This window comes from Streptomyces sp. NPDC017890 (assembly GCF_044328675.1).
Lineage (GTDB): Bacteria > Actinomycetota > Actinomycetes > Streptomycetales > Streptomycetaceae > Streptomyces.
Genome location: NZ_JBIRHU010000034.1, coordinates 29,095 through 49,033, shown reverse-complemented (window position 1 = coordinate 49,033; position 19,939 = coordinate 29,095). Strand labels below are relative to the sequence as shown.

Annotated in this window: 17 protein-coding genes; 9 read left to right on the top strand and 8 right to left on the bottom strand. The window is 70.6% G+C overall.

Translation table 11 applies throughout. From position 1 onward, the window contains the following. Positions 1 to 99 precede the first annotated feature (99 nt). The 3 genes from ACH4F2_RS32570 to ACH4F2_RS32560 form a co-directional block, all read right to left on the bottom strand. Positions 100 to 414, bottom strand: coding sequence for a thioredoxin family protein (locus ACH4F2_RS32570; protein WP_398136350.1), 315 nt, complete (start codon positions 412 to 414; stop codon positions 100 to 102). Between the two features lie 11 nt (positions 415 to 425). Beyond that, on the bottom strand, positions 426 to 824 hold the full coding sequence (locus tag ACH4F2_RS32565) for a MerR family transcriptional regulator (protein ID WP_398136344.1): 399 nt from the start codon (positions 822 to 824) through the stop codon (positions 426 to 428). A 180-nt stretch (positions 825 to 1,004) separates the two neighbouring features. Then, on the bottom strand, positions 1,005 to 2,432 hold the full coding sequence (locus ACH4F2_RS32560) for a cation:dicarboxylate symporter family transporter (RefSeq protein WP_398136349.1): 1,428 nt from the start codon (positions 2,430 to 2,432) through the stop codon (positions 1,005 to 1,007). A gap of 124 nt (positions 2,433 to 2,556) precedes the next feature. Here ACH4F2_RS32560 and ACH4F2_RS32555 point away from each other — a divergent pair, with 124 nt between their 5' ends. From ACH4F2_RS32555 to ACH4F2_RS32530, 6 genes are all read left to right on the top strand, one after another. Then, positions 2,557 to 4,257: an ATP-binding protein gene (locus ACH4F2_RS32555; protein WP_398136343.1), complete on the top strand. Its 1,701-nt coding sequence runs from the start codon at positions 2,557 to 2,559 to the stop codon at positions 4,255 to 4,257. A 127-nt stretch (positions 4,258 to 4,384) separates the two neighbouring features. Next, positions 4,385 to 5,083: a response regulator gene (locus ACH4F2_RS32550; protein WP_398136342.1), complete on the top strand. Its 699-nt coding sequence runs from the start codon at positions 4,385 to 4,387 to the stop codon at positions 5,081 to 5,083. 118 nt (positions 5,084 to 5,201) lie between these two features. Beyond that, entirely contained in the window at positions 5,202 to 6,572 is a 1,371-nt protein-coding gene (locus tag ACH4F2_RS32545) for an extracellular solute-binding protein (RefSeq protein WP_398136348.1), read from the top strand. Continuing rightward, positions 6,569 to 7,510: a carbohydrate ABC transporter permease gene (locus tag ACH4F2_RS32540; protein WP_398136341.1), complete on the top strand. Its 942-nt coding sequence runs from the start codon at positions 6,569 to 6,571 to the stop codon at positions 7,508 to 7,510. The genes ACH4F2_RS32545 and ACH4F2_RS32540 overlap by 4 nt, the downstream gene beginning before the upstream one ends. A gap of 1 nt (position 7,511) precedes the next feature. Continuing rightward, positions 7,512 to 8,369, top strand: coding sequence for a carbohydrate ABC transporter permease (locus ACH4F2_RS32535; RefSeq protein WP_398136340.1), 858 nt, complete (start codon positions 7,512 to 7,514; stop codon positions 8,367 to 8,369). A 146-nt stretch (positions 8,370 to 8,515) separates the two neighbouring features. Next, complete coding sequence (locus tag ACH4F2_RS32530; protein ID WP_398136339.1) at positions 8,516 to 9,229, top strand: helix-turn-helix domain-containing protein; 714 nt, start codon at positions 8,516 to 8,518, stop codon at positions 9,227 to 9,229. 125 nt (positions 9,230 to 9,354) lie between these two features. Here ACH4F2_RS32530 and ACH4F2_RS32525 read toward each other — a convergent pair whose 3' ends face one another. Then, positions 9,355 to 10,380, bottom strand: coding sequence for an ATP-dependent 6-phosphofructokinase (locus ACH4F2_RS32525; RefSeq protein WP_310871176.1), 1,026 nt, complete (start codon positions 10,378 to 10,380; stop codon positions 9,355 to 9,357). Positions 10,381 to 10,598: 218 nt separating this feature from the next. On the opposite strand from ACH4F2_RS32525, the gene pta reads away from it, so the two are divergent. The 3 genes from pta to pyk all read left to right on the top strand — a co-directional run bounded on the left by pta (position 10,599) and on the right by pyk (position 15,407). Then, positions 10,599 to 12,692, top strand: a complete 2,094-nt coding sequence (gene pta / locus ACH4F2_RS32520) for a phosphate acetyltransferase (protein ID WP_398136338.1) — start codon at positions 10,599 to 10,601, stop codon at positions 12,690 to 12,692. Continuing rightward, entirely contained in the window at positions 12,689 to 13,903 is a 1,215-nt protein-coding gene (locus ACH4F2_RS32515) for an acetate kinase (protein WP_398136337.1), read from the top strand. The genes pta and ACH4F2_RS32515 overlap by 4 nt, the downstream gene beginning before the upstream one ends. A gap of 73 nt (positions 13,904 to 13,976) precedes the next feature. Continuing rightward, complete coding sequence (gene pyk, locus ACH4F2_RS32510) at positions 13,977 to 15,407, top strand: pyruvate kinase (protein ID WP_398136336.1); 1,431 nt, start codon at positions 13,977 to 13,979, stop codon at positions 15,405 to 15,407. A 116-nt stretch (positions 15,408 to 15,523) separates the two neighbouring features. Here the strand turns inward: pyk and ACH4F2_RS32505 are convergent, their stop codons facing one another. The 4 genes from ACH4F2_RS32505 to ACH4F2_RS32490 all read right to left on the bottom strand — a co-directional run bounded on the left by ACH4F2_RS32505 (position 15,524) and on the right by ACH4F2_RS32490 (position 19,880). Then, positions 15,524 to 16,912: a hypothetical protein gene (locus tag ACH4F2_RS32505; protein ID WP_398136335.1), complete on the bottom strand. Its 1,389-nt coding sequence runs from the start codon at positions 16,910 to 16,912 to the stop codon at positions 15,524 to 15,526. Beyond that, complete coding sequence (locus ACH4F2_RS32500) at positions 16,902 to 17,489, bottom strand: DUF6114 domain-containing protein (protein WP_398136334.1); 588 nt, start codon at positions 17,487 to 17,489, stop codon at positions 16,902 to 16,904. The genes ACH4F2_RS32505 and ACH4F2_RS32500 overlap by 11 nt, the downstream gene beginning before the upstream one ends. Positions 17,490 to 17,603: 114 nt before the next feature. After that, entirely contained in the window at positions 17,604 to 18,251 is a 648-nt protein-coding gene (locus tag ACH4F2_RS32495) for a DUF6230 family protein (protein WP_398136333.1), read from the bottom strand. 651 nt (positions 18,252 to 18,902) lie between these two features. Next, on the bottom strand, positions 18,903 to 19,880 hold the full coding sequence (locus ACH4F2_RS32490) for a tetratricopeptide repeat protein (protein WP_398136332.1): 978 nt from the start codon (positions 19,878 to 19,880) through the stop codon (positions 18,903 to 18,905). Between the last annotated feature and the right edge of the window lie 59 nt (positions 19,881 to 19,939).

The following is a 19,939-nucleotide window of genomic DNA, read 5'->3' as shown; positions in this document are numbered from 1 at the left end:
ATTATCTTGAAGTCACGAATCAACGAATATACGCGAAGAATCCCCCCGAGCGCAATTGCTCGGGGGGATTTCCTGTTGCCGAATGTCTCCGTCCGCCGCCTACAGCACGTCGGACAATTCCTCCAGCAGCCGTCGCTTCGGCCGCGAACCCACCATCGACTTCACCGGCTCACCACCGCGGAACACCATGAACGTCGGCATCGACAGCACCTGGTACGCGTTCGTGGTCGCCGGGTTCCGGTCGACGTTCAACTGCACCACCCGGAGCCGGTCCCTCTCCTCCTCGGCGACGGCGCTGAGTACCGGGGCCATCTGCCGGCACGGCGGGCACCAGTCCGCGGTGAACTCCACCAGTACCGGCAGCTGGGCCCCGATCACCTCCGCCGCGAAATCCGCGTCCGTCACCTCGGCCACCCCATTGCCCGTCATACGTGTCCTCCCAGTTCGCACTTGGGCTCCGGACCCCCCGGAACCGCCGCCTCGGCCCGCGCCAGCTGCGCACCGACCTGCGCCCGCACCGACGTGAGCTGCCCGATCAGCGCGTCCAGCTCCGCCAGCTTGCTCCGGTAGACCACGAGGGACGCCGGGCACGAGTCGCCCTCGGGGTGCCCCGCGCGCAGGCACTCCACGAACGGGCGGGTCTCCTCCAGGTCGAACCCGAAGTCCTGCAGTGTCCTGATCTGCCGCAGCAGCTTCAGGTCGTCCTCGTCGTACGTCCGGTAACCGTTGCCGGTGCGCCGCGCGGACAGCAGCCCGCGCGACTCGTAGTACCGCAGCGTCCGCGTCGTGGTCCCGGCGCGTGCGGCCAGCTCGCCGATTCGCATACGGACGAACGTAAGCCTTGACGCGGACGTCAAGGCAAGAAGCCCCGCGCGAAAACGCGCGGGGCGAAGGACCGGGGAAGGCCGAAAGCGGACCGGGAGCGGACCGGGAGAGGGAGACCGGGCGGCTGAGCGACGGGGGGAGCACCTCAGCCGCCCGGAGAGTGGGGCGTCGCGCGGGCCTCAGGCCTTGGCCAGCTCCTTCTCACCGCCCTGCTCGGGCACCTCCGGGGTGTCGTCCCCGTCGTCGGCGCCGGCGTGGTCGTCCAGGAGCGTCTTCTCGTCGAACGGGGCCCGCCCGGCGAGCACCTCGTCCACCCGGCCCTTGTCGATCTCCTTGGTCCAGGTGCCGATCAGGACGGTGGCGACGGCGTTGCCCGCGAAGTTGGTCAGGGCGCGGGCCTCGCTCATGAAGCGGTCGATGCCGACGATGAGGCCGATGCCGTCCACCAGGGCGGGCTTGTGCGAGGAGAGGCCACCGGCCAGCGTGGCGAGACCGGCACCGGAGACGCCGGCCGCGCCCTTCGAGGCCACCAGCAGGAAGAGCAGCAGCGGGATCTGCTCACCGATCGACATCGGCGTGCCCATGGCGTCGGCGATGAACAGCGAGGCCATGGTCATGTAGATCATGGTGCCGTCGAGGTTGAACGAGTAGCCGGTCGGGACGGTGATGCCGACGACCGGCTTGCTGACGCCCAGGTGCTCCATCTTCGCGATGAGGCGCGGCAGGGCCGACTCCGACGAGGAGGTGGACAGGATCAGCAGGAACTCGCGGCCCAGGTACTTGAAGAGCGAGAAGACGTTCACGCCGGCGACGAACCGCAGCAGCACGCCCAGCACCAGGACGACGAAGAGGAAGCAGGTGACGTAGAAGCCGAGCATCAGGACGGCCAGGCTCTTGAGCGCGTCGACGCCGGCCGAGCCGGTGACCGCGGCGATGGCGCCGAAGGCACCGACCGGGGCGGCCCACATGATCATGGCCAGGACGCGGAAGACCAGCCGCTGGATGTGCTCGATGCCACGCAGGACGGGCTGCCCGGCGGAGCCCATGGCCTGCAGGGCGAAGCCGCAGAGCAGGGCGATCAGCAGGGTCTGCAGGACCTCGCCCGCCGTGAACGCGGAGACGATCGTGGTCGGGATGATGCCCAGCAGGAACTCGGTGGTGCCCTTGGCCTCCGCGTCGACCTGCGCCTGACCGGTCTCCTTGATGGCGTCGGTGACCGCGAGGCCCGTGCCCGGGTCCAGGATGTTGCCGACGACCAGGCCGATGGCGAGCGCCACCAGCGACATCACCAGGAAGTAGACCAGGGCGATACCGCCGACCGCGCCCACCTTGGCGGCCTTGCGCACCGAACCGATGCCCAGCACGATCGTGCAGAAGATGATCGGCGAGATCATCATCTTGATCAGGTTCACGAAGCCGGTACCCAGCGGCTTCAGCTCGGTCGCGAAGTCGGGCGCGATCAGACCGACGGCGATACCGAGGGCGACCGCGATGATCACCGCGATGTAGAGATAGTGCGTGCGGTCCCGCTTGGCTTTGGGCGCGGCAGGTGCCGTAGCGGCGGCTTTGCTGGTCACGGCGGCCCTCCTTGACGACGTCGTCGGCATCACCGGCGTGCGGCTCACGTCCGGGGGTTTGCATCGGGGATCTGGTGACTATCTCCCTTGTCGTGAGCGGGGTCACCCTTGCGTTCATTTAGTTCACAATCCAGCCACGCGAGAGACTGGCGGCATGCGCCTCAGCCTCCCGAGACCCCGCAGCCTGGCCGGTCAGCTCTTCGCCATGCAGGCCGTGCTGATAGCGGTCGTGGTCGCCGGGTACGCGCTGTTCACCTACGTCAGCGACCGGCAGCAGGCGGAGACGGCGGCCGGGCGGCAGGCCAGGTCGGTGGCGCTCGCGATCGCCGACTCACCGTCCGTGCTGGACGCGATCCGCACCCCCGACCCGACGGCGCAGCTCCAGCCGTACGCGGTGCGGGTCATGCGGGACACCGACGTGGACTTCGTGACGATCATGGATCCGGAGGGCATCCGCTGGACCCACCCCGACCCGGAGCAAATCGGCCATCCCTTCCGCGGTCACATCGAGCGCGCGCAGCGGGGCGGGACGTTCACCGAGACCTACACGGGCACGCTCGGACCGTCGGTGCGGGCGGTCACGCCCGTGCTGGACGACGACCGGGTCGCGGGCCTGGTCAGCGCGGGCATCAAGGTCGAGGAGATCAGCAAACGGGCGCAGGAGCAGCTGACGGCACTGCTCGGGGTGGCGGCCGGCGCGCTGCTGCTCGGCGCGGTCGGCACGTACGTGATCAACGCGCGGCTGCGCCGCCACACGCACGGCATGAACGCGGACGAGCTGAGCCGGATGCACGACTACCATCAGGCGGCGCTGCACGCGGTACGGGAGGGTCTGCTGATGCTGGACGGGCAGTACCGTGTCGCGCTGATCAACGACGGCGGACGGGAGCTGCTCGGCGTGACCGGTGACGTGGTGGGCGCCTCGGTCGCCGACCTGGGGCTGCCGGCGCAGCTGACGGGGGCGCTGCTGGCGTCGGAACCCCGGGTGGACGAGGTGCACCTGGCGGCGGAGCGGGTGCTGGTGGTGAACACCTCGCCGGTCTCCGGCGGCGAGCACCGGGGCACGGTGGTGACGCTGCGCGACGTGACCGAGCTGCAGGCGCTGACGGGCGAGCTGGACTCGGAACGCGGCTTCACCCAGGCGCTGCGCTCGCAGGCGCACGAGGCGGCCAACCGGCTGCACACGGTCGTCTCGCTGATCGAACTGGGGCGCGAGGAGGAGGCCGTGGACTTCGCGACGGCCGAACTGGAACTGGCGCAGGCGCTCACCGACCAGGTGGTGGCGGCGGTCGGCGAGCCCGTGCTGGCCGCGCTGCTGCTGGGCAAGACGGCGCAGGCCAACGAGCGGGGAGTGGAGCTGGTGGTGTCGCGGGACAGCCGACTGGACGACGGGCTGCTGCCGCCGTCCCTGCCCGCCCGGGACCTGGTGACGATCCTGGGCAACCTGGTCGACAACGCGGTGGACGCGGCGCAGGGCCGTGTTCCCTCGCGGGTGACGGTGGCGGCGTACACGGGTACGGCGCACGGCGGCGGCTGTGAGCTGGTGCTGCGCGTGTCGGACACCGGCGCCGGGGTCGATCCCGCCCATGCCGACCTGGTCTTCCAGCGGGGTTTCTCGACCAAGCCGGCCGGTGAGAGCGGGCGGGGCCTGGGGCTGGCGCTGGTGCGGCAGGCGGTGCGGCGGCACGGCGGCACCCTGACCGTGACGGAGGCCGAGGGCGGCGGCGCCCGCTTCGAGGCCCGGCTGCCGCTGCCCGGCACCGGGGGCGGGCTTCCCTCCTCCGACGCCGGGGGCCGCGCACCGGCACCGGACGACGCCCTGACGGGCGGAACGACCCCGGGTGGCGAGGCGTGAACCCCGAGCAGCCGGACCGCCCCGTCCACCCGGACCGCCCCGTCCACCCGGACCGCCCCCGTCGGCGGCCCCGGCCCGCGCCCGGGCCCGGCGTCCCGGCCCGCAGACCGGACCGCGGAGGCGCCGTATGACCGCCCCGCGACCCATCCGTGTCCTGGTCGTCGAGGACGACCCCGTCGCCGCCGACGCGCACGTGCTGTACGTGGGCCGGGTGCCGGGGTTCACGGCCGTCGGCAAGGCGCACACCGGTGCCGAGGCGCGGCGCGTGCTGGACCGTACGCCGGTGGACCTGCTCCTGCTCGACCTGCACCTGCCGGACGTGCACGGGCTCCAGCTCGCGCGCTCGCTGCGGGCGGCGGGGCATCACGCCGACGTGATAGCGGTGACGTCGGCACGGGACCTGGCGGTCGTACGGGAGGGCGTGTCGCTGGGCGTCGTCCAGTACGTGCTGAAGCCGTTCACGTTCGCCACCCTGCGGGACCGGCTGGTGCGGTACGCCGAGTTCCGGGGCGCCGCCGGGGAGGCGAGCGGCCAGGACGAGGTGGACCGGGCGCTGGCCACCCTGCGGGCGCCGGGCCCGGCCGCCCTGCCGAAAGGGCTGAGCGGGCCGACCCTCGAACGGGTGACGGGCACGCTGCGCGGCTCGGAGGAGGGCCTCACCGCCGCCGGGGTCGCCGAAGCCGTGGGCATCTCCCGGATCACGGCCCGCCGTTACCTGGAACACCTGGTGGAGGCGGGACGGGCGGGACGGAGCCCACTGTACGGGCAGGTGGGACGGCCCGAGTTGGTGTACCGGTGGGTCCGGGATGCCGAGCGGGGCCGATGAACACAGGTTGTCCACCGCACACGCATTGACCTGACCAGACCGCCCCTCTTACGTTCGCCGAGCAGCCGTCCCGGCCACAGCGTCGTGCCCGTAGGAGGTCGTGCCCGTGCGTCCCAGCGTGCGTCCCACCGTCCGGTTCACCGCTCTGTTCACCCTCACCGCACTCACCTCCACCACCCTCGCCGCCTGCGGAAGCGGCTCCGGCGGCGACCCGGACACGGTGAAGGTCTCCTTCAAGCAGTCGACGGACAACTCCATCAAGGTGACGGACACCTACCTCGCCGGCATCAAGAAGCAGTTCGAGGAGGCCAACCCGGGCAAGAAGGTCGAGCTCGTGCCCATCAAGGCCCCGGACTCGGAGTACTACACCAAGCTCCAGCAGATGCTCCGCTCCCCCAAGACCGCGCCGGACCTGGTCTACGAGGACACCTTCCTCATCAACTCCGACATCACCAGCGGGTATCTGAAGCCGCTCGACGACTACCTCGCCGAGTGGAAGGACTGGGACCGGTTCATCGACACCGCGAAGGCCGCCGCCAAGGGCGAGGACGGCAAGACGTACGGCGTCCCGGACGGGACGGACACCCGGGGCCTGTGGTTCAGCAAGGACGTGTTCGCCAAGGCGGGCCTGCCCGCCGACTGGCAGCCGAGGACGTGGGACGACGTGCTGGCCGCGGCCCGCGCCATCAAGGAGAAGGTCCCCGGCGTCACACCGCTCAACGTGTACACGGGCAAGCCCGCCGGTGAGGCCGCCACCATGCAGGGCTTCCAGATGCTGCTGTACGGCACGGGTGACGGCGGCTCCGACCCGCTGTACGACAAGGGCAGCAAGAAGTGGATCACGGCGGGGCAGGGGTTCAGGGACTCCCTCGCCTTCGTCGAGACCGTGTACCAGGAGAAGCTCGGCCCTGAGGTCTCCGACGCGCTCGACCCCAATTTCGGCACGAAGGTGCGCGGTGAGCTGCTTCCGCAGGGCAAGCTCGGCATCGCCCTGGACGGCTCCTGGCTGCCGCAGGACTGGCTGGAGGGCAGCGGGCACGAGTGGCCCGAGTGGTCGAAGGAGCTGGGGCTGGCCGCCATGCCCACACAGAACGGGCAGGCTCCGGGCAGGGTGAGCATGTCGGGCGGCTGGACCTGGTCGATCCCGGACAAAGCGGGCAACCCCGACCTGGCCTTCGAGTTCATCAAGACGATGCAGACCAAGGCCAACGCCCAGAAGTGGTACGTCGCCAACTCCGGCATCGCGGTCCGCGAGGACGTCGCGGACGATCCCGCGTACGTCGCGGCCCAGCCCGGCATCGAGTTCTTCACCGACCTCGTCGCCGACACCCACTACCGGCCCGCCTACCCGGCGTACCCGAAGGTGTCGGTCGCCATCCAGGAGGCGATGGAGGGCGTGACGACCGGCGACAAGTCGGTGGAGGAGGCGGCGCGCGGCTACGACGAGGCGCTGAGGGAGGCCACCGACAACCAGGTGGTCAGCAGGTGACCGCGGCCGAACCGCGGCACGCGGGTCCGGAGGTCCGGAAGGCCCCGGCGCCCCCGGCCTCCGGGAGACGGTCCGGCACCGCCCGCCGCTCCCTGGTCCGCGCCCTGCCCGTCTCTCCCGCCGTCGTCCTGCTGCTGCTCTTCCTCGCCGGGCCGATCGCGTACTGCGTCGTCATCGCCTTCACCGACCTCCAGCTCACCGGGCAGGCCGAGGAGTCCTTCGTCGGCTTCGAGAACTTCCGGCGGGCGTTCCAGGACGAGGCGTTCCTCAACGCCGTGTGGCTGACCCTGGTGTTCACGGTGCTGTCGTCGCTGATCGGGCAGAACACCCTGGGGCTCGCGCTGGCCTCGCTGATGCAGCGGGCGTCGAAGCCGGTCCGTACGCTCACCGGGGGCATCGTCGTCACGGCGTGGGTGCTGCCGGAGGTGGTGGCGGGCTTCCTGCTCTACGCCTTCTTCCGCCGCGAGGGCACCCTCAACGCCGTCCTGGACTGGCTCCATCTGCCGTCCCAGAACTGGCTGTTCACGCTGCCGATCCTGGCGGTGTCCTTCGCCAACGTGTGGCGGGGCACGGCGTTCTCGATGCTGGTGTACTCGGCCGCGCTGAACGAGATCCCCAAGGAGGTCACCGAGGCCGCCGAGGTGGACGGGGCGAGCGGCTGGCGCCGGATGTGGCACATCACGCTGCCGATGATCCGGCGGTCCATCGGCACCAACCTCATGCTGAACACCCTGCAGACCCTGTCGGTCTTCGGGCTGATCTGGGTGATGACGCGGGGCGGCCCGAGCGGGAAGAGCCAGACGCTGCCGCTGTTCATGTACGAGCAGGCCTTCCAGAACAGCCTGATCGGCTACGGCACGGCGGTGGCGCTGCTGCTGTTGCTGATCGGCTCGCTGTTCTCGGTCGTGTACCTGCGCCTGCTGCGGACGGAGGTCTGACATGGCATCCGCCTTCGCGTCCCGCCGTACCCCCGCCTCCCGGCGCGACCGGCGCCGACTGGCCGCCGACGCGGGGCTGCTGGTGGCCGCCGCCGCGTTCGTGCTGCCGCTGGCCTGGGTGGTGCTGTCCGCCCTGGACCCGCACGCGAGCCTCAGGGTGAAGGTCCCCGACGGGGTGACGCTGGAGAACTTCGACGCGATCCTCACCCCGGAGATCACCTTCACCCCGCTCCTCAACAGCCTCGTCCTGTGCGGCGGCGCGACCCTGCTGACGGTCGTGTGCGCGGCGCTCGCGGCGTATCCGCTCTCCCGTTTCCGGTCGCGGCTCAACCGGCCGTTCCTGCTGACCATCCTGTTCGCGACCAGCCTCCCGATCACGGCGATCATGGTGCCGGTCTACGCCCTCTTCGTGCGGGTGAACATGATCGACACCATGCAGGGGACGATCTTCTTCTTCGCCGCCTCACAACTCCCCTTCGCCATCTGGCTGATGAAGAACTTCATGGACGGCGTGCCCAAGGAGCTGGAGGAGGCCGCGTGGACGGACGGGGCGTCGCCGTTCCAGTCGCTGCTGCGGATCGTGCTGCCGCTGATGGGGCCGGGCGTGGCGGTGGTGACGGTGTTCTCGTTCGTGATGATGTGGGGGAACTTCTTCGTCCCCTTCATGCTGCTGCTCTCCCCGGATCAGATGCCCGCCTCGGTGAGCATCAACGACTTCTTCGGCAACCGGGGCATGGTGGCGTACGGGCAGCTGGCGGCGTTCTCGATCGTCTACTCGACACCGGTCATCCTGCTGTACGTGCTGATCTCCCGACGGCTGGGCGGGGGCTTCGCGCTGGGCGGGGCGGTCAAGGGGTGACCGGGGCGCCCCCCAGGCACCGGCGTCCACAGGCGCGGCGCGCGGTCATCCTCGTGCGCCGGTACGCGCCGTGCGCATCCGTAGGTTCATACGATCCGTATCGCTGGCTGAACAGCCCGTAGTCAAGGGCCCCCCGGCCCCCTACGGTGTGGCGCGTGCGCCGACCCTCACCCCACCCGAACCAGTCGGGTCCCCCGTTCAACGCCCTCGCCGCCCGCCGGCTCCGCGCCGCCCTGAACATGGGCCCCGAGCACGTCGCCCACGACATGCGGGTCTCGTACGGGCTGCCGTACGTCACCCCGGACCTCGTCGTCGCCTGGGAGCGGGGGGCCGCCTCCCCCCAGAACTCCGAGCTGACCGCGCTCGCGGGGGTGCTGTGGTGCTCGCCCGGTGATCTGATCGGCCGGCCGCAGACCCTGCGCGAGCACCGTGTCGCCCGTTCCCTGGCGCCGGAGGACGTGGCCCGTGCCGTCGGGGTCGCGCTCCCGGCCTACCTGCGGATGGAGGAGACGGACGGCTGGCGCGGCACCGACCGCCAGTCGGCCGCCCTCGCCGACGTGCTCGGCCTCGCCCTGCCCGACTTCGTGACCGTCACGGGACGCGACGGGAAACTCGCCGACCTGCTGACGAGCGCGGTGACCACCCGCTGGCAGGGCTATGTGCGCCCGGTCACCAAGGTGGCACCCCTGGACCGGAGGGTCCTGGAGAACGTCCTCCAGGTACTGCACCAGGACTACCAGGGACACATGACCGCCACCCTCGCCTGGGGCGGCGGCCCCGGTGACTCCGACTCGGCGGGCCGCGACTTCCTCGACCGGATCGTGGAGCACTTCTGGGCGGCGGTCGAGAGGCACCCGTAACGAAGAAGCCCGAGGAACCGGAGGAACCCGAGGACCCCGTAGGACCTGCGGGGCCCGAGGAACCCGAGGACCCCGTAGGACCTGCGGGGCCCGAGGACCCCGAGCACCCCGTATGACCTGCGGGTCTAGAAGACCGACTCCGCCTCGTCCATCCGGTCCTTCGGCACCGTCTTCAGCTCGGTCACGGCCTCCGCCAGCGGCACCATGACGACGTCCGTGCCGCGCAGCGCGGTCATCCGGCCGAAGTCGCCCCGGTGCGCGGCCTCCACCGCGTGCCAGCCGAAGCGGGTGGCGAGCACCCTGTCGTACGCGGTCGGTACGCCGCCGCGCTGGACGTGGCCGAGGATGACCGGCTTGGCCTCCTTGCCGAGCCTGCGCTCCAGCTCGTAGGCGAGTGCCGTGCCGATGCCCTGGAAGCGCTCGTGGCCGAACTTGTCGATGGCGCCCTTGCCGTAGTCCATGGAGCCCTCGGCGGGGTGGGCGCCCTCGGCGACGCAGACGACGGCGAACTTCTTGCCGCGGGAGAACCGCTCCTCGACCATCTTGACCAGGTCGGCGGGGTCGAAGGGGCGCTCGGGCAGGCAGATGCCGTGGGCGCCGGCGGCCATGCCGGACTCCAGGGCGATCCAGCCGGCGTGCCGGCCCATGACCTCGACGACCATCACGCGCTGGTGGGACTCGGCGGTGGTCTTGAGGCGGTCCATCGCCTCCGTGGCCACGCCGACCGCCGTGTCGAAGCCGAAGGTGCGGTCGGTGGAGGAGATGTCGTTGTCGATGGTCTTCGGCACGCCGACGACCGGGAGCCCGGCGTCCGACAGCATCCGGGCGGCCGTCAGCGTGCCCTCGCCGCCGATCGGGATCAGCGCGTCGATGCCGAAGCTCTGGATCATGTCGCCGGCGTTCTCGCAGGCCTCGCGGAGCCGGTCGCGCTCGAGGCGGGAGGAACCGAGGATGGTGCCGCCGCGGGCGAGGATGCCGCTGACCGCGTTCAGGTCCAGGGCGCGGTAGCGGCTGTCGAGGAGGCCGGCGTAGCCGTCCTCGAAGCCGATGACCTCATCGCCGTAGTTGTCGACCGCTCGGTGCACGACCGACCGGATCACTGCGTTCAGGCCGGGGCAGTCGCCGCCTGCGGTGAGAACTCCGATACGCATCGTGCTGTGTCTCCTGCTCGCTGTTGACACCGGTGAGCCGATCCAATTCTTTCATGACCGGGCCCCTGGCGGGCACTCACCGGCATTGACGGGCGCCTTATCCATCGCCGGAGGTATTGTCAAGAGGGTTCTGCTCACCCCCGTGGGTGATCTTTGTGCACGGGGCAGCCGCCACCAGACGAAGACGAAGACGCCACCACAGAAACGGAGAGCAACGCGTGACGCGCAGCGTGTACGTGACCGGTATCGACCGCGGCGACGGCCGCCAGGTCGTCGAACTGGGGGTCATGGAGCTCCTGACCCGGCAGGTCGACCGGGTCGGCGTCTTCCGCCCCCTGGTCCACGACGGGCCCGACCGGCTCTTCGAGCTGCTGCGCTCCCGCTACCGGCTCGCGCAGGACCCCGCGACCGTGTACGGCATGGACTACCAGGAGGCGTCCGCCCTCCAGGCCGAGCAGGGCACGGACGAGCTGGTGTCCGGGCTGGTCGACCGGTTCCACCTGGTCGCCCGGGACTACGACGTCGTCCTCGTCCTCGGCACCGACTTCGCCGACACCCAGTTCCCGGACGAGCTGTCGCTGAACGCGCGGCTCGCCAACGAGTTCGGGGCCTCCGTGCTGCCGGTGGTGGGCGGCCGCAGGCAGACCGCCGAGTCCGTGCTCGCCGAGACCGTCAACGCCTTCCGGGCCTACGACGGGCTGGGCTGCGACGTGCTGGCCATGGTCACCAACCGCGTCGCCCGCGAGGACCGGGACGAGATCGCCGGGCTGCTCGCGGGCCGGCTGCCGGTGCCGTGCTGGGTGGTGCCGGACGAGCCCGCGCTGTCCGCGCCGACCGTCTCGCAGATCGCGCACACCCTCGGCGCCAAGGTGGTCCTCGGCGACGACTCGGGGCTCGCCCGGGACGCGCTGGACTTCGTCTTCGGCGGGGCCATGCTGCCCAACCTGCTGAGCGCCCTGACCCCGGGCTGCCTGGTCGTCACGCCCGGCGACCGCGCCGACCTGGTCGTCGGCACGCTCGCCGCGCACAGCGCCGGCACCCCGCCGATAGCCGGCGTCCTGCTGACCCTGAACGAGGTGCCGGGCGAGGGCATCCTCACCCTCGCCGCCCGCCTCGCCCCCGGCACGCCGGTGCTCTCGGTGACCGGCAACAGCTTCCCCACCGCCGAGCAGCTGTTCTCCCTGGAGGGCAAGCTGAACGCGGCCACCCCCCGCAAGGCGGAGACCGCCCTCGGCCTCTTCGAGCGGTACGTCGACACCGCCGACCTCAGCAAGCGGGTCTCCGCGCCGAGCAGCGACCGCGTCACGCCGATGATGTTCGAGCACACGCTGCTGGAGCAGGCCCGTTCCGACCTGCGCCGGGTCGTCCTCCCCGAGGGCACCGAGGAGCGGGTGCTGCACGCGGCGGAGGTGCTGCTGCGCCGGGGCGTGTGCGAGCTGACCCTGCTCGGCCCCGTCGAGCAGATCCGCAAGAAGGCCGCCGACCTGGGCATCGACCTCGGCGACGCGCAGCTGATCGACCCCGCGGTGTCCGAGCTGCGCGACTCCTTCGCCGAGAAGTACGCCGCCCTGCGCGCCCACAAGGGCGTGACGGTGGAGCTGGCGTACGACGTCGTCTCGGACGTCAACTACTTCGGCACGCTGATGGTGCAGGAGGGGCTGGCCGACGGCATGGTGTCGGGGTCCGTGCACTCGACGGCGGCGACGATCCGGCCGGCCTTCGAGATCATCAAGACGAAGCCCGAGGCGTCGATCGTGTCGTCCGTCTTCTTCATGTGCCTGTCCGACAAGGTCCTGGTCTACGGCGACTGCGCGGTCAACCCCGACCCGGACGCGGAGCAGCTCGCCGACATCGCCACCCAGTCGGCGTCCACGGCGGCGCGGTTCGGGGTGGATCCGCGGATCGCGATGCTGTCGTACTCGACGGGCACGTCCGGTTCCGGCGCGGACGTCGACAAGGTGCGCGAGGCGACGGAGCTGGTCCGCTCGCGCCGGCCGGACCTCAGGGTCGAGGGGCCGATCCAGTACGACGCCGCCGTCGAGCCGTCGGTGGCCGCGACCAAGCTGCCCGGCTCGGAGGTCGCAGGGCAGGCCAGCGTCCTGATCTTCCCCGACCTGAACACCGGCAACAACACGTACAAGGCCGTGCAGCGCTCGGCCGGCGCGATCGCGGTGGGCCCGGTGCTCCAGGGTCTGCGCAAGCCGGTCAACGACCTGTCCCGGGGCGCACTCGTCCAGGACATCGTCAACACCGTCGCCATCACGGCGATCCAGGCCCAGCAGTCCCCGAGCGAGAAGGCGTCCGCCCAGTGAGCTCCACGCGTGTCCTCGTCCTCAACTCCGGCTCTTCGTCGGTGAAGTACCAGCTCATCGACGCGCGCGGCGGCGAGCGCCTGGCCGCGGGCCTGGTCGAGCGGATCGGCGAGGAGACGTCGCGGCTCAAGCACACGCCCCCGGGTGGCGAGGCCCGGGAGTGGAACGGGCCCGTCGCCGACCACGACGCCGCACTGAAGGCGGTCGCGGCCGAGCTGTCCAAGGACGGCCTCGGCCTGGACTCGCCGGAGCTGGCCGCGATCGGGCACCGGGTGGTGCACGGCGGACTGAAGTTCACCGAGCCGACCGTCGTGGACGACGCCGTGCTCGCCGAGATCGAGCGGCTGATCCCGGTCGCCCCGCTGCACAACCCGGCGGGTCTCGCCGGCATCCGCACCGCGCGGGCGCTGCGCCCGGACCTGCCGCAGGTAGCCGTCTTCGACACCGCCTTCCACACGACGATGCCGGAGTCCGCGGCCCGCTACGCGATCGACGTCGAGACCGCCGACGCCCACCGCGTCCGCCGCTACGGATTCCACGGCACCTCGCACGCGTACGTCTCCCGCCGGACCGCGAAGCTGCTGGGGAAGGCGCCCGAGGACGTGAACGTCATCGTGCTGCACCTGGGCAACGGGGCGTCCGCCTCGGCGGTGCGGGGCGGGCGTTGCGTGGACACCTCCATGGGGCTGACGCCTTTGGAGGGGCTCGTGATGGGTACGCGCTCGGGAGACATGGACCCGGCCGTCATCTTCCATTTGATGCGTGTTGGCGAAATGTCCGCCGACGAGATCGACACTCTTCTCAACAAGAGGAGCGGCCTGATCGGGCTGTGCGGCGACAACGACATGCGGGAGATCCGCCGCCGTGTGGACGCCGGTGACGAGCGGGCGCGGCTGGCCTTCGACATCTACATTCACCGGCTGAAGAAGTACATCGGTGCGTATTACGCCGTTCTCGGACGAGTGGACGCGGTGGCCTTCACCGCCGGGGTCGGGGAGAACTCGGCGCCGGTGCGGGAGGCCGCCGTGGCGGGCCTGGAGGGGCTCGGCCTGGCGGTCGACGGCGAGCTGAACGCCGTACGCGGTGACGGGGCGCGGCTGATCTCGCCGGCCCACGCGCGGGTGGCGGTGGCCGTGGTGCCGACGGACGAGGAAATGGAGATCGCGACACAGACCTACGCGCTGGTAAATGATTCAGGGAATCTCACCTGAGCGGCATCCCGCCCTTTTGTACATTCCGCCAGACGGAATATTCCGCAGCGAAACAAACCGATAGGATCGCCCCATGCGCCGTTCGAAAATCGTCTGTACTCTCGGCCCCGCGGTCGACTCCCACGAGCAGCTTGTAGCGCTGATCGAGGCCGGCATGAACGTGGCCCGCTTCAACTTCAGCCACGGCACCCACGCCGAGCACCAGGGCCGTTACGACCGTGTCCGGGCCGCCGCCAAGGAGACCGGCAGGGCCATCGGTGTCCTCGCCGACCTGCAGGGTCCGAAGATCCGCCTGGAGACCTTCGCGGAGGGTCCCGTCGAGCTGGTGCGGGGTGACGAGTTCACCATCACCACCGAGGACGTGCCGGGCGACAGGACGATCTGCGGCACGACGTACAAGGGTCTGCCCGGCGACGTGACCAAGGGCGACCAGGTCCTCATCAACGACGGCAACGTCGAGCTGAAGGTCACCGAGGTCGACGGCCCCCGGGTGCGGACGATCGTCATCGAGGGCGGTGTCATCTCCGACCACAAGGGCATCAACCTGCCCGGTGCGGCGGTGAACGTGCCCGCGCTGAGCGAGAAGGACATCGAGGACCTCCGTTTCGCGCTGCGCATGGGCTGCGACCTCGTCGCCCTCTCCTTCGTGCGGGACGCCAAGGACGTCGCCGACGTGCACCGCGTCATGGACGAGGAGGGCCGCCGCGTCCCGGTCGTCGCCAAGGTGGAGAAGCCGCAGGCGGTCGAGAACATGGAGGACGTCGTGATGGCGTTCGACGCCGTCATGGTCGCCCGCGGCGACCTGGCCGTCGAATACCCGCTCGAGAAGGTCCCCATGGTGCAGAAGCGCCTGATCGAGCTCTGCCGGCGCAACGCCAAGCCGGTGATCGTGGCGACCCAGATGATGGAGTCGATGATCACCAACTCCCGGCCGACCCGCGCCGAGGCCTCCGACGTGGCCAACGCGATCCTGGACGGCGCGGACGCGGTCATGCTGTCGGCGGAGTCGTCGGTGGGCGCGTACCCGATCGAGACCGTGAAGACGATGTCGAAGATCGTCACCGCGGCCGAGCAGGAGCTGATGTCCAAGGGCCTGCAGCCGCTGGTGCCGGGCAAGAAGCCGCGCACCCAGGGCGGTTCGGTGGCCCGTGCCGCCGCCGAGATCGCCGACTTCCTCGGCGGCAAGGGCCTGGTGGCCTTCACCCAGTCCGGTGACACCGCCCGCCGGCTGTCCCGCTACCGGGCGGCCCAGCCGATCCTCGCCTTCACCACCGACGAGTCCACCCGCAACCAGCTGGCGCTCAGCTGGGGCGTGGAGCCGCACGTGGTGCCGTTCGTCAACACCACCGACGAGATGGTCGACCTGGTGGACCAGGAGACGGCCCGCCTCGGCCGGTTCAGCGACGGCGACGTCGTCGTGATCACCGCCGGTTCGCCCCCCGGCGTGCCCGGCACCACCAACATGGTCCGGGTGCTCCACCTGGGCGAGACGCGACGCGGCTGACGCCTCTTCCCCCGGTACGCGACTGAGGGCGCCCCCTGCGGCAGGGGGCGCCCTCAGCTCCGTCGCGGCCGGTCTCTCGGGCGGTGTCGACCGGTCTCAGTCGGTCTCAGCCCGTCTCAGTCGGTGATGTACTGATGCAGCCCGGGGATGTGCAGGGTGCCGCCGAACTGACCGGCCTGCACCACCTTCACGTCGGTGAAGTAGATCAGCGGGATGTCCAACGGCGGCGGGTGCTCCGGATCGAAGGTGATCGGGACCAGCCCGAGAAGGTTGCCCGAGATGCTCTCCGTGTACATCACCGTGTCACCGTCGCGGATCGTGGACGTCGATCCCTTGGCCGCCTGCACGTGGTAGGTCCTGCCGATCTGCTCGTCCTTCACGATCTGGTGCAGGTCACCGATGTCGGTGCCCTTCGATATGACGTACTTCAGCACCTTCTTGGTCTTGCCGCTCGCCGTCTTCACCTCGACGATGCCCTGGTACGAGGCTCCCTTGAGGAGCAGTGAACTGGCCTCGAGATGCCAGGGGTCGTCCGGCACCGGGATGGAGTTGTCGACCCCGCCCACCTCGTCCGTGGCGACCGGGCAGTCCTCCGGATCCGCGCCGGCGCTCTCGGAGGCGCCGGGGCTGGGCGAGGCGGTGGCCTCCCCGGCCGTCCCCTCCGCCTCGTCCTCCGCCTCGTCCTTCGCTTCCCCGGTCGCCTTGTCCCCCGGCGCCTCGGTGCCATCGGCCGCCCCGGACGCCTTGTCGGCCGGGGCCTCGACAGCGCCCTTCGCCGTGTCAGTGACCTTGTCGGTGGCGTCCTTCGCCGGGTCGGACGCGTCCGCGCCGGCGCTCCCGGACGCCGAGGGGGACGGCGTGGGACTCGGGCTCTCCTCGGCCTTCGCACCGCCGGTGAAGATGCCCTCGATGGCGTCGCCGAGGCCCTCCAGCAGGCCGCCGCCGGACTCGGACGCCGAGGGGGACGCCTCCTCGCTCCGCGGCTCCTTCTCCTGCGACGCGGTAGCACTCGGGACGGGCCCGGCCTTGTCGTCGGAACCTGAATCCGACGAAGAGGCACCGCCCGTCTCCGCGCCCTTGTCGCTGCCGGAGTCCCCTGTCGAGGCCGAGGGGCTGGGCTCGCGCGTGGCACCCTTGTCGCCGTCGGCCTTGTCGCCGTCGGCCTTGTCGCCGTCGGCCTTCCCGGTCGACGACGGTGAGGGTGTGGGAGACGCGGACGATCCCTTGCCGGGGTCCGTCATGGCCTCCACACAGGCCTTGTACTCCTCGGCCGTCAGGCTGTTGGCCGGCGGCGCGCCCGGGTCGTTTCCGTCCGCGACGGCGAGGGTCGGCGTGAACCCCAGCCCCATGAGCACCGCCGTGGGCATCGCCGCCAGGGCGATCGCCTTCCCGGCCGGCATGTGGAGCCTCGTGAACAACGGCTTCTTGGGAGCCGCGTGGCGCGGCCCGGTCCTCGCGCGGGACGCCTCCACGTCAGTTCCGCGGGTCGCCTCGTCAGCCGGCACTGTGCCTCCCGTTCGCCCCGTTGCCCGGGCTCGTTCCTGACAGGTCATTCGGCTCGGCCGGCATGTCCGCTCCCGTCCGCGGCTGCGGCATCGTGGTGTCGGGCTCCTGGCCGCCGAGGACCGCGCCCTCGGGGGCGCCGCCCGTTCCCTTGGCCTCGGCCGGGGGCTCGGTGTCGGGGGGCGTACCCGGCACCCACGACACCGCCATCGCCCCGCCGACCAGCGAGAGCAGGAACCCGATGATGAAACCGCCGAAGTTGGACACCGGAATGGAGACCAGCCCCAGGAGGATCGCCGCGACGCCCGCGAAGACCCTGATGTGCCGCTGGAACCACAGGCTCAGTCCGAGGACCACGAGCAGCACGCCGATGATCAGGGACCCGGCACCCGCGGTGGTCGACATCGCCAGCGTCAGGTGGCCGATCTGCAGATTCGCGTACGGGAAGTACATGATCGGAAAGCCGGCCAGCGCGACGAACAGGCCGGCCCAGAACGGCCGCGCGCCGCGCCAGGCACGGAACTGCAGCCTCCGGCGGGTGAACTGGCCGGGTACGGCGGCAGGAGTCTCGGCGCTCATGGAAAACAGCTCCCTGGTACGGCTTTGCTGTGGTGGAGAAGTGGGCCGCGCACGACGGCGCGGCCGGTGGGAAGACGGGCGGGGCGCCAGGGGCCCCCGCCCGTCAGCGAGCGCTCAGTAGCACTCGGCGTCCTTGCCCTTGTGCAGAGACATGCTCAGATTGGGGAGCTTGAAGGTTCCGGCGGTGGTGGCCCACGCCGTCTGCTTCACGTCCTTGAGCACGGCCCTGTCGGACTGCTGGGCGAAGCCGAACTTGTTGGCCTGCTCCTTGCCACCCTGCATGCCGGGGCCCTTGTTCAGGTCACCGGCGGCCACGCCGATTTCCATGCCCTCGAAGGTGGCGTCGGCTTCGAGCTTCTCGACGTCGAGTTGCAGGTTCTTGGCGAAGACCTGCTCGTCTTCCTTCGAGCTGTTGCCCGCCTCCAGCCGGAGGGTGACCGAGCCGATCACCGGGATGTTCGGCGTGACGACCGACTGGCACATCTTCTCGATGTGCGCCTCGGCGAACGACGAGACCGCCACCGGGTGGTGGACCTTGTCACCGGTGAGCGTGTAGCCCTCGGTGAGAGCGCCGTACTGCGTGAAGCCCTCGCCTCGGAGCTCCTTCGCCGTCACCTTGAACGACTGGCCCGACACGCTGAACGACGCGGCGAGGGCGCCCTGCGCCATCGCGACACCTATCGCGGCCGTCGCGGCAACGCTGGGCACCATGACCACAGCGAACCGCTTCCATCTGGTCCCGCCACGCACCTGGGACTCCATATTTCCTCCTTCTCGGACGTACATCTCCTGGCCTCGGCCCGCCCCGGGATCGGCGGCTCGGCCTGGCAGGGATGGGAGAAGTGCTACGTCCTCGGGAAGGAGAGCGCCCGCACTCGGCGGCGCGTGCCACGCGCCCGAATCACCGGCGATCACCCCCGAGCGACAACCACTGGTCGCGCCTGACACGATCACGCACAACCCTGCTGGACAGGCTTCGCCGGGTGGGCGAAGACCCCCCTGCCCAAGAGCCGGCTCCACTGCCGCCGGCTCTGCTCGGTGGGGACCCAGGAACCCCGCGACCCGACTGGCTTTCGGGATACGGGAATGGACCGAGCGTCGCCGATCGTGGTGCATTCTCGCCGTCGACACAAGGGGGTTCGTTACTCGCTGGTAACGGCCGGACGGCCGGGGGGCGACACACCGGCCCCGAACGGCGACGCTGGGTGTGCCACGCGGGCGGAACAAAACTGTTGATCGCCGGACAGACACCGACAGACCGACGAGGCCGACTTACTGGCAGTAACAGCGGCCGCGATTACCAAGATTTGGTAAAGCGCGGCCGCACTGGCGTTCCGTCGACAGCTCTTTCACACGGGTACCACCCGGCCGAACGGTCGCCGACCGGTCGGTGAGGGGCGCCCGAACCGGCCCCTAGAACAGGGCGCGGGCCAGCGCCCTGCGGGCCGCGGTCACCCGCGGGTCGTCGGCGCCGATCACCTCGAACAGCTGCAGCAGCCGCACCCGTACGGCCTCCCGGTCGTCCCCGGCCGTGACGCGCACCGTGTCGATGAGGCGCCCGAAGGCGTCCTCCACGTGACCGCCCACCAGATCCAGGTCGGCGGCGGCGATCTGCGCCTCGGCGTCACGGGGCTTGTCGGCCGCGTCCTGACGGACCCGCTGCGGGTCGGCGTCCTGCACGCGCTGGAGCAACTCGGCCTGGGCCAGGCCGAGTTTGGCCTCCGTGTTGCCCGGGTCCTCGCTCAGCACGTTCTTGTACGACTGGACCGCCCCGGCCAGGTCGCCCGCGTCCAGCGCCTGCACGGCGGCCTCCAGGGCCGCGTCGTGCGGGCCGGCCGGACGCTCGGGGGCGGCGGCGGGCTGCGCGCCCGGCTCCGCCTCGGGGTCGACGGCGAGACCGGTCAGGCCGAAGCGCTCCTCGGCGACCTGCACCAGCTGGTCCAGGGTCTGCCGGATCTGCGTCTCACTGGCGGCACCCTGGAAGAGCGGCAGGGCCTGTCCGGCCACGACCGCGAACACGGCCGGGATCCCCTGGACGCCGAACTGCTGCATCAGCATCTGGTTGGCGTCGACGTCGATCTTGGCGAGGAGGAAGCGGCCGTTGTACTCGACGGCGAGCCGCTCGAGCACCGGGCTCAGCTGCTTGCAGGGTTCGCACCACTCGGCCCAGAAGTCGATGACGACCGGGACCTCGGTGGACCGCTGCAGGACTTCACTCTCGAAGCCGGCCTCGTCGACGTCGATGACGAGATCGGCCGGGGAGACGGCCCCCGCCCCGCCGTGCCGGGCCGCCTCGGCGCGCGCCTGCTCCGCCTTCGCCTTGGCCTCCTGGGCCGCCTTCACCGCGGCGAGGTCGACGACCCCGCTCATGGACATGTTCCGTGGCTGCATGGGCCTATCCTCCCCCGTACTGCGCGCGTGCGTGAAAAGCGGGTCGAAAGCCCGCCCTG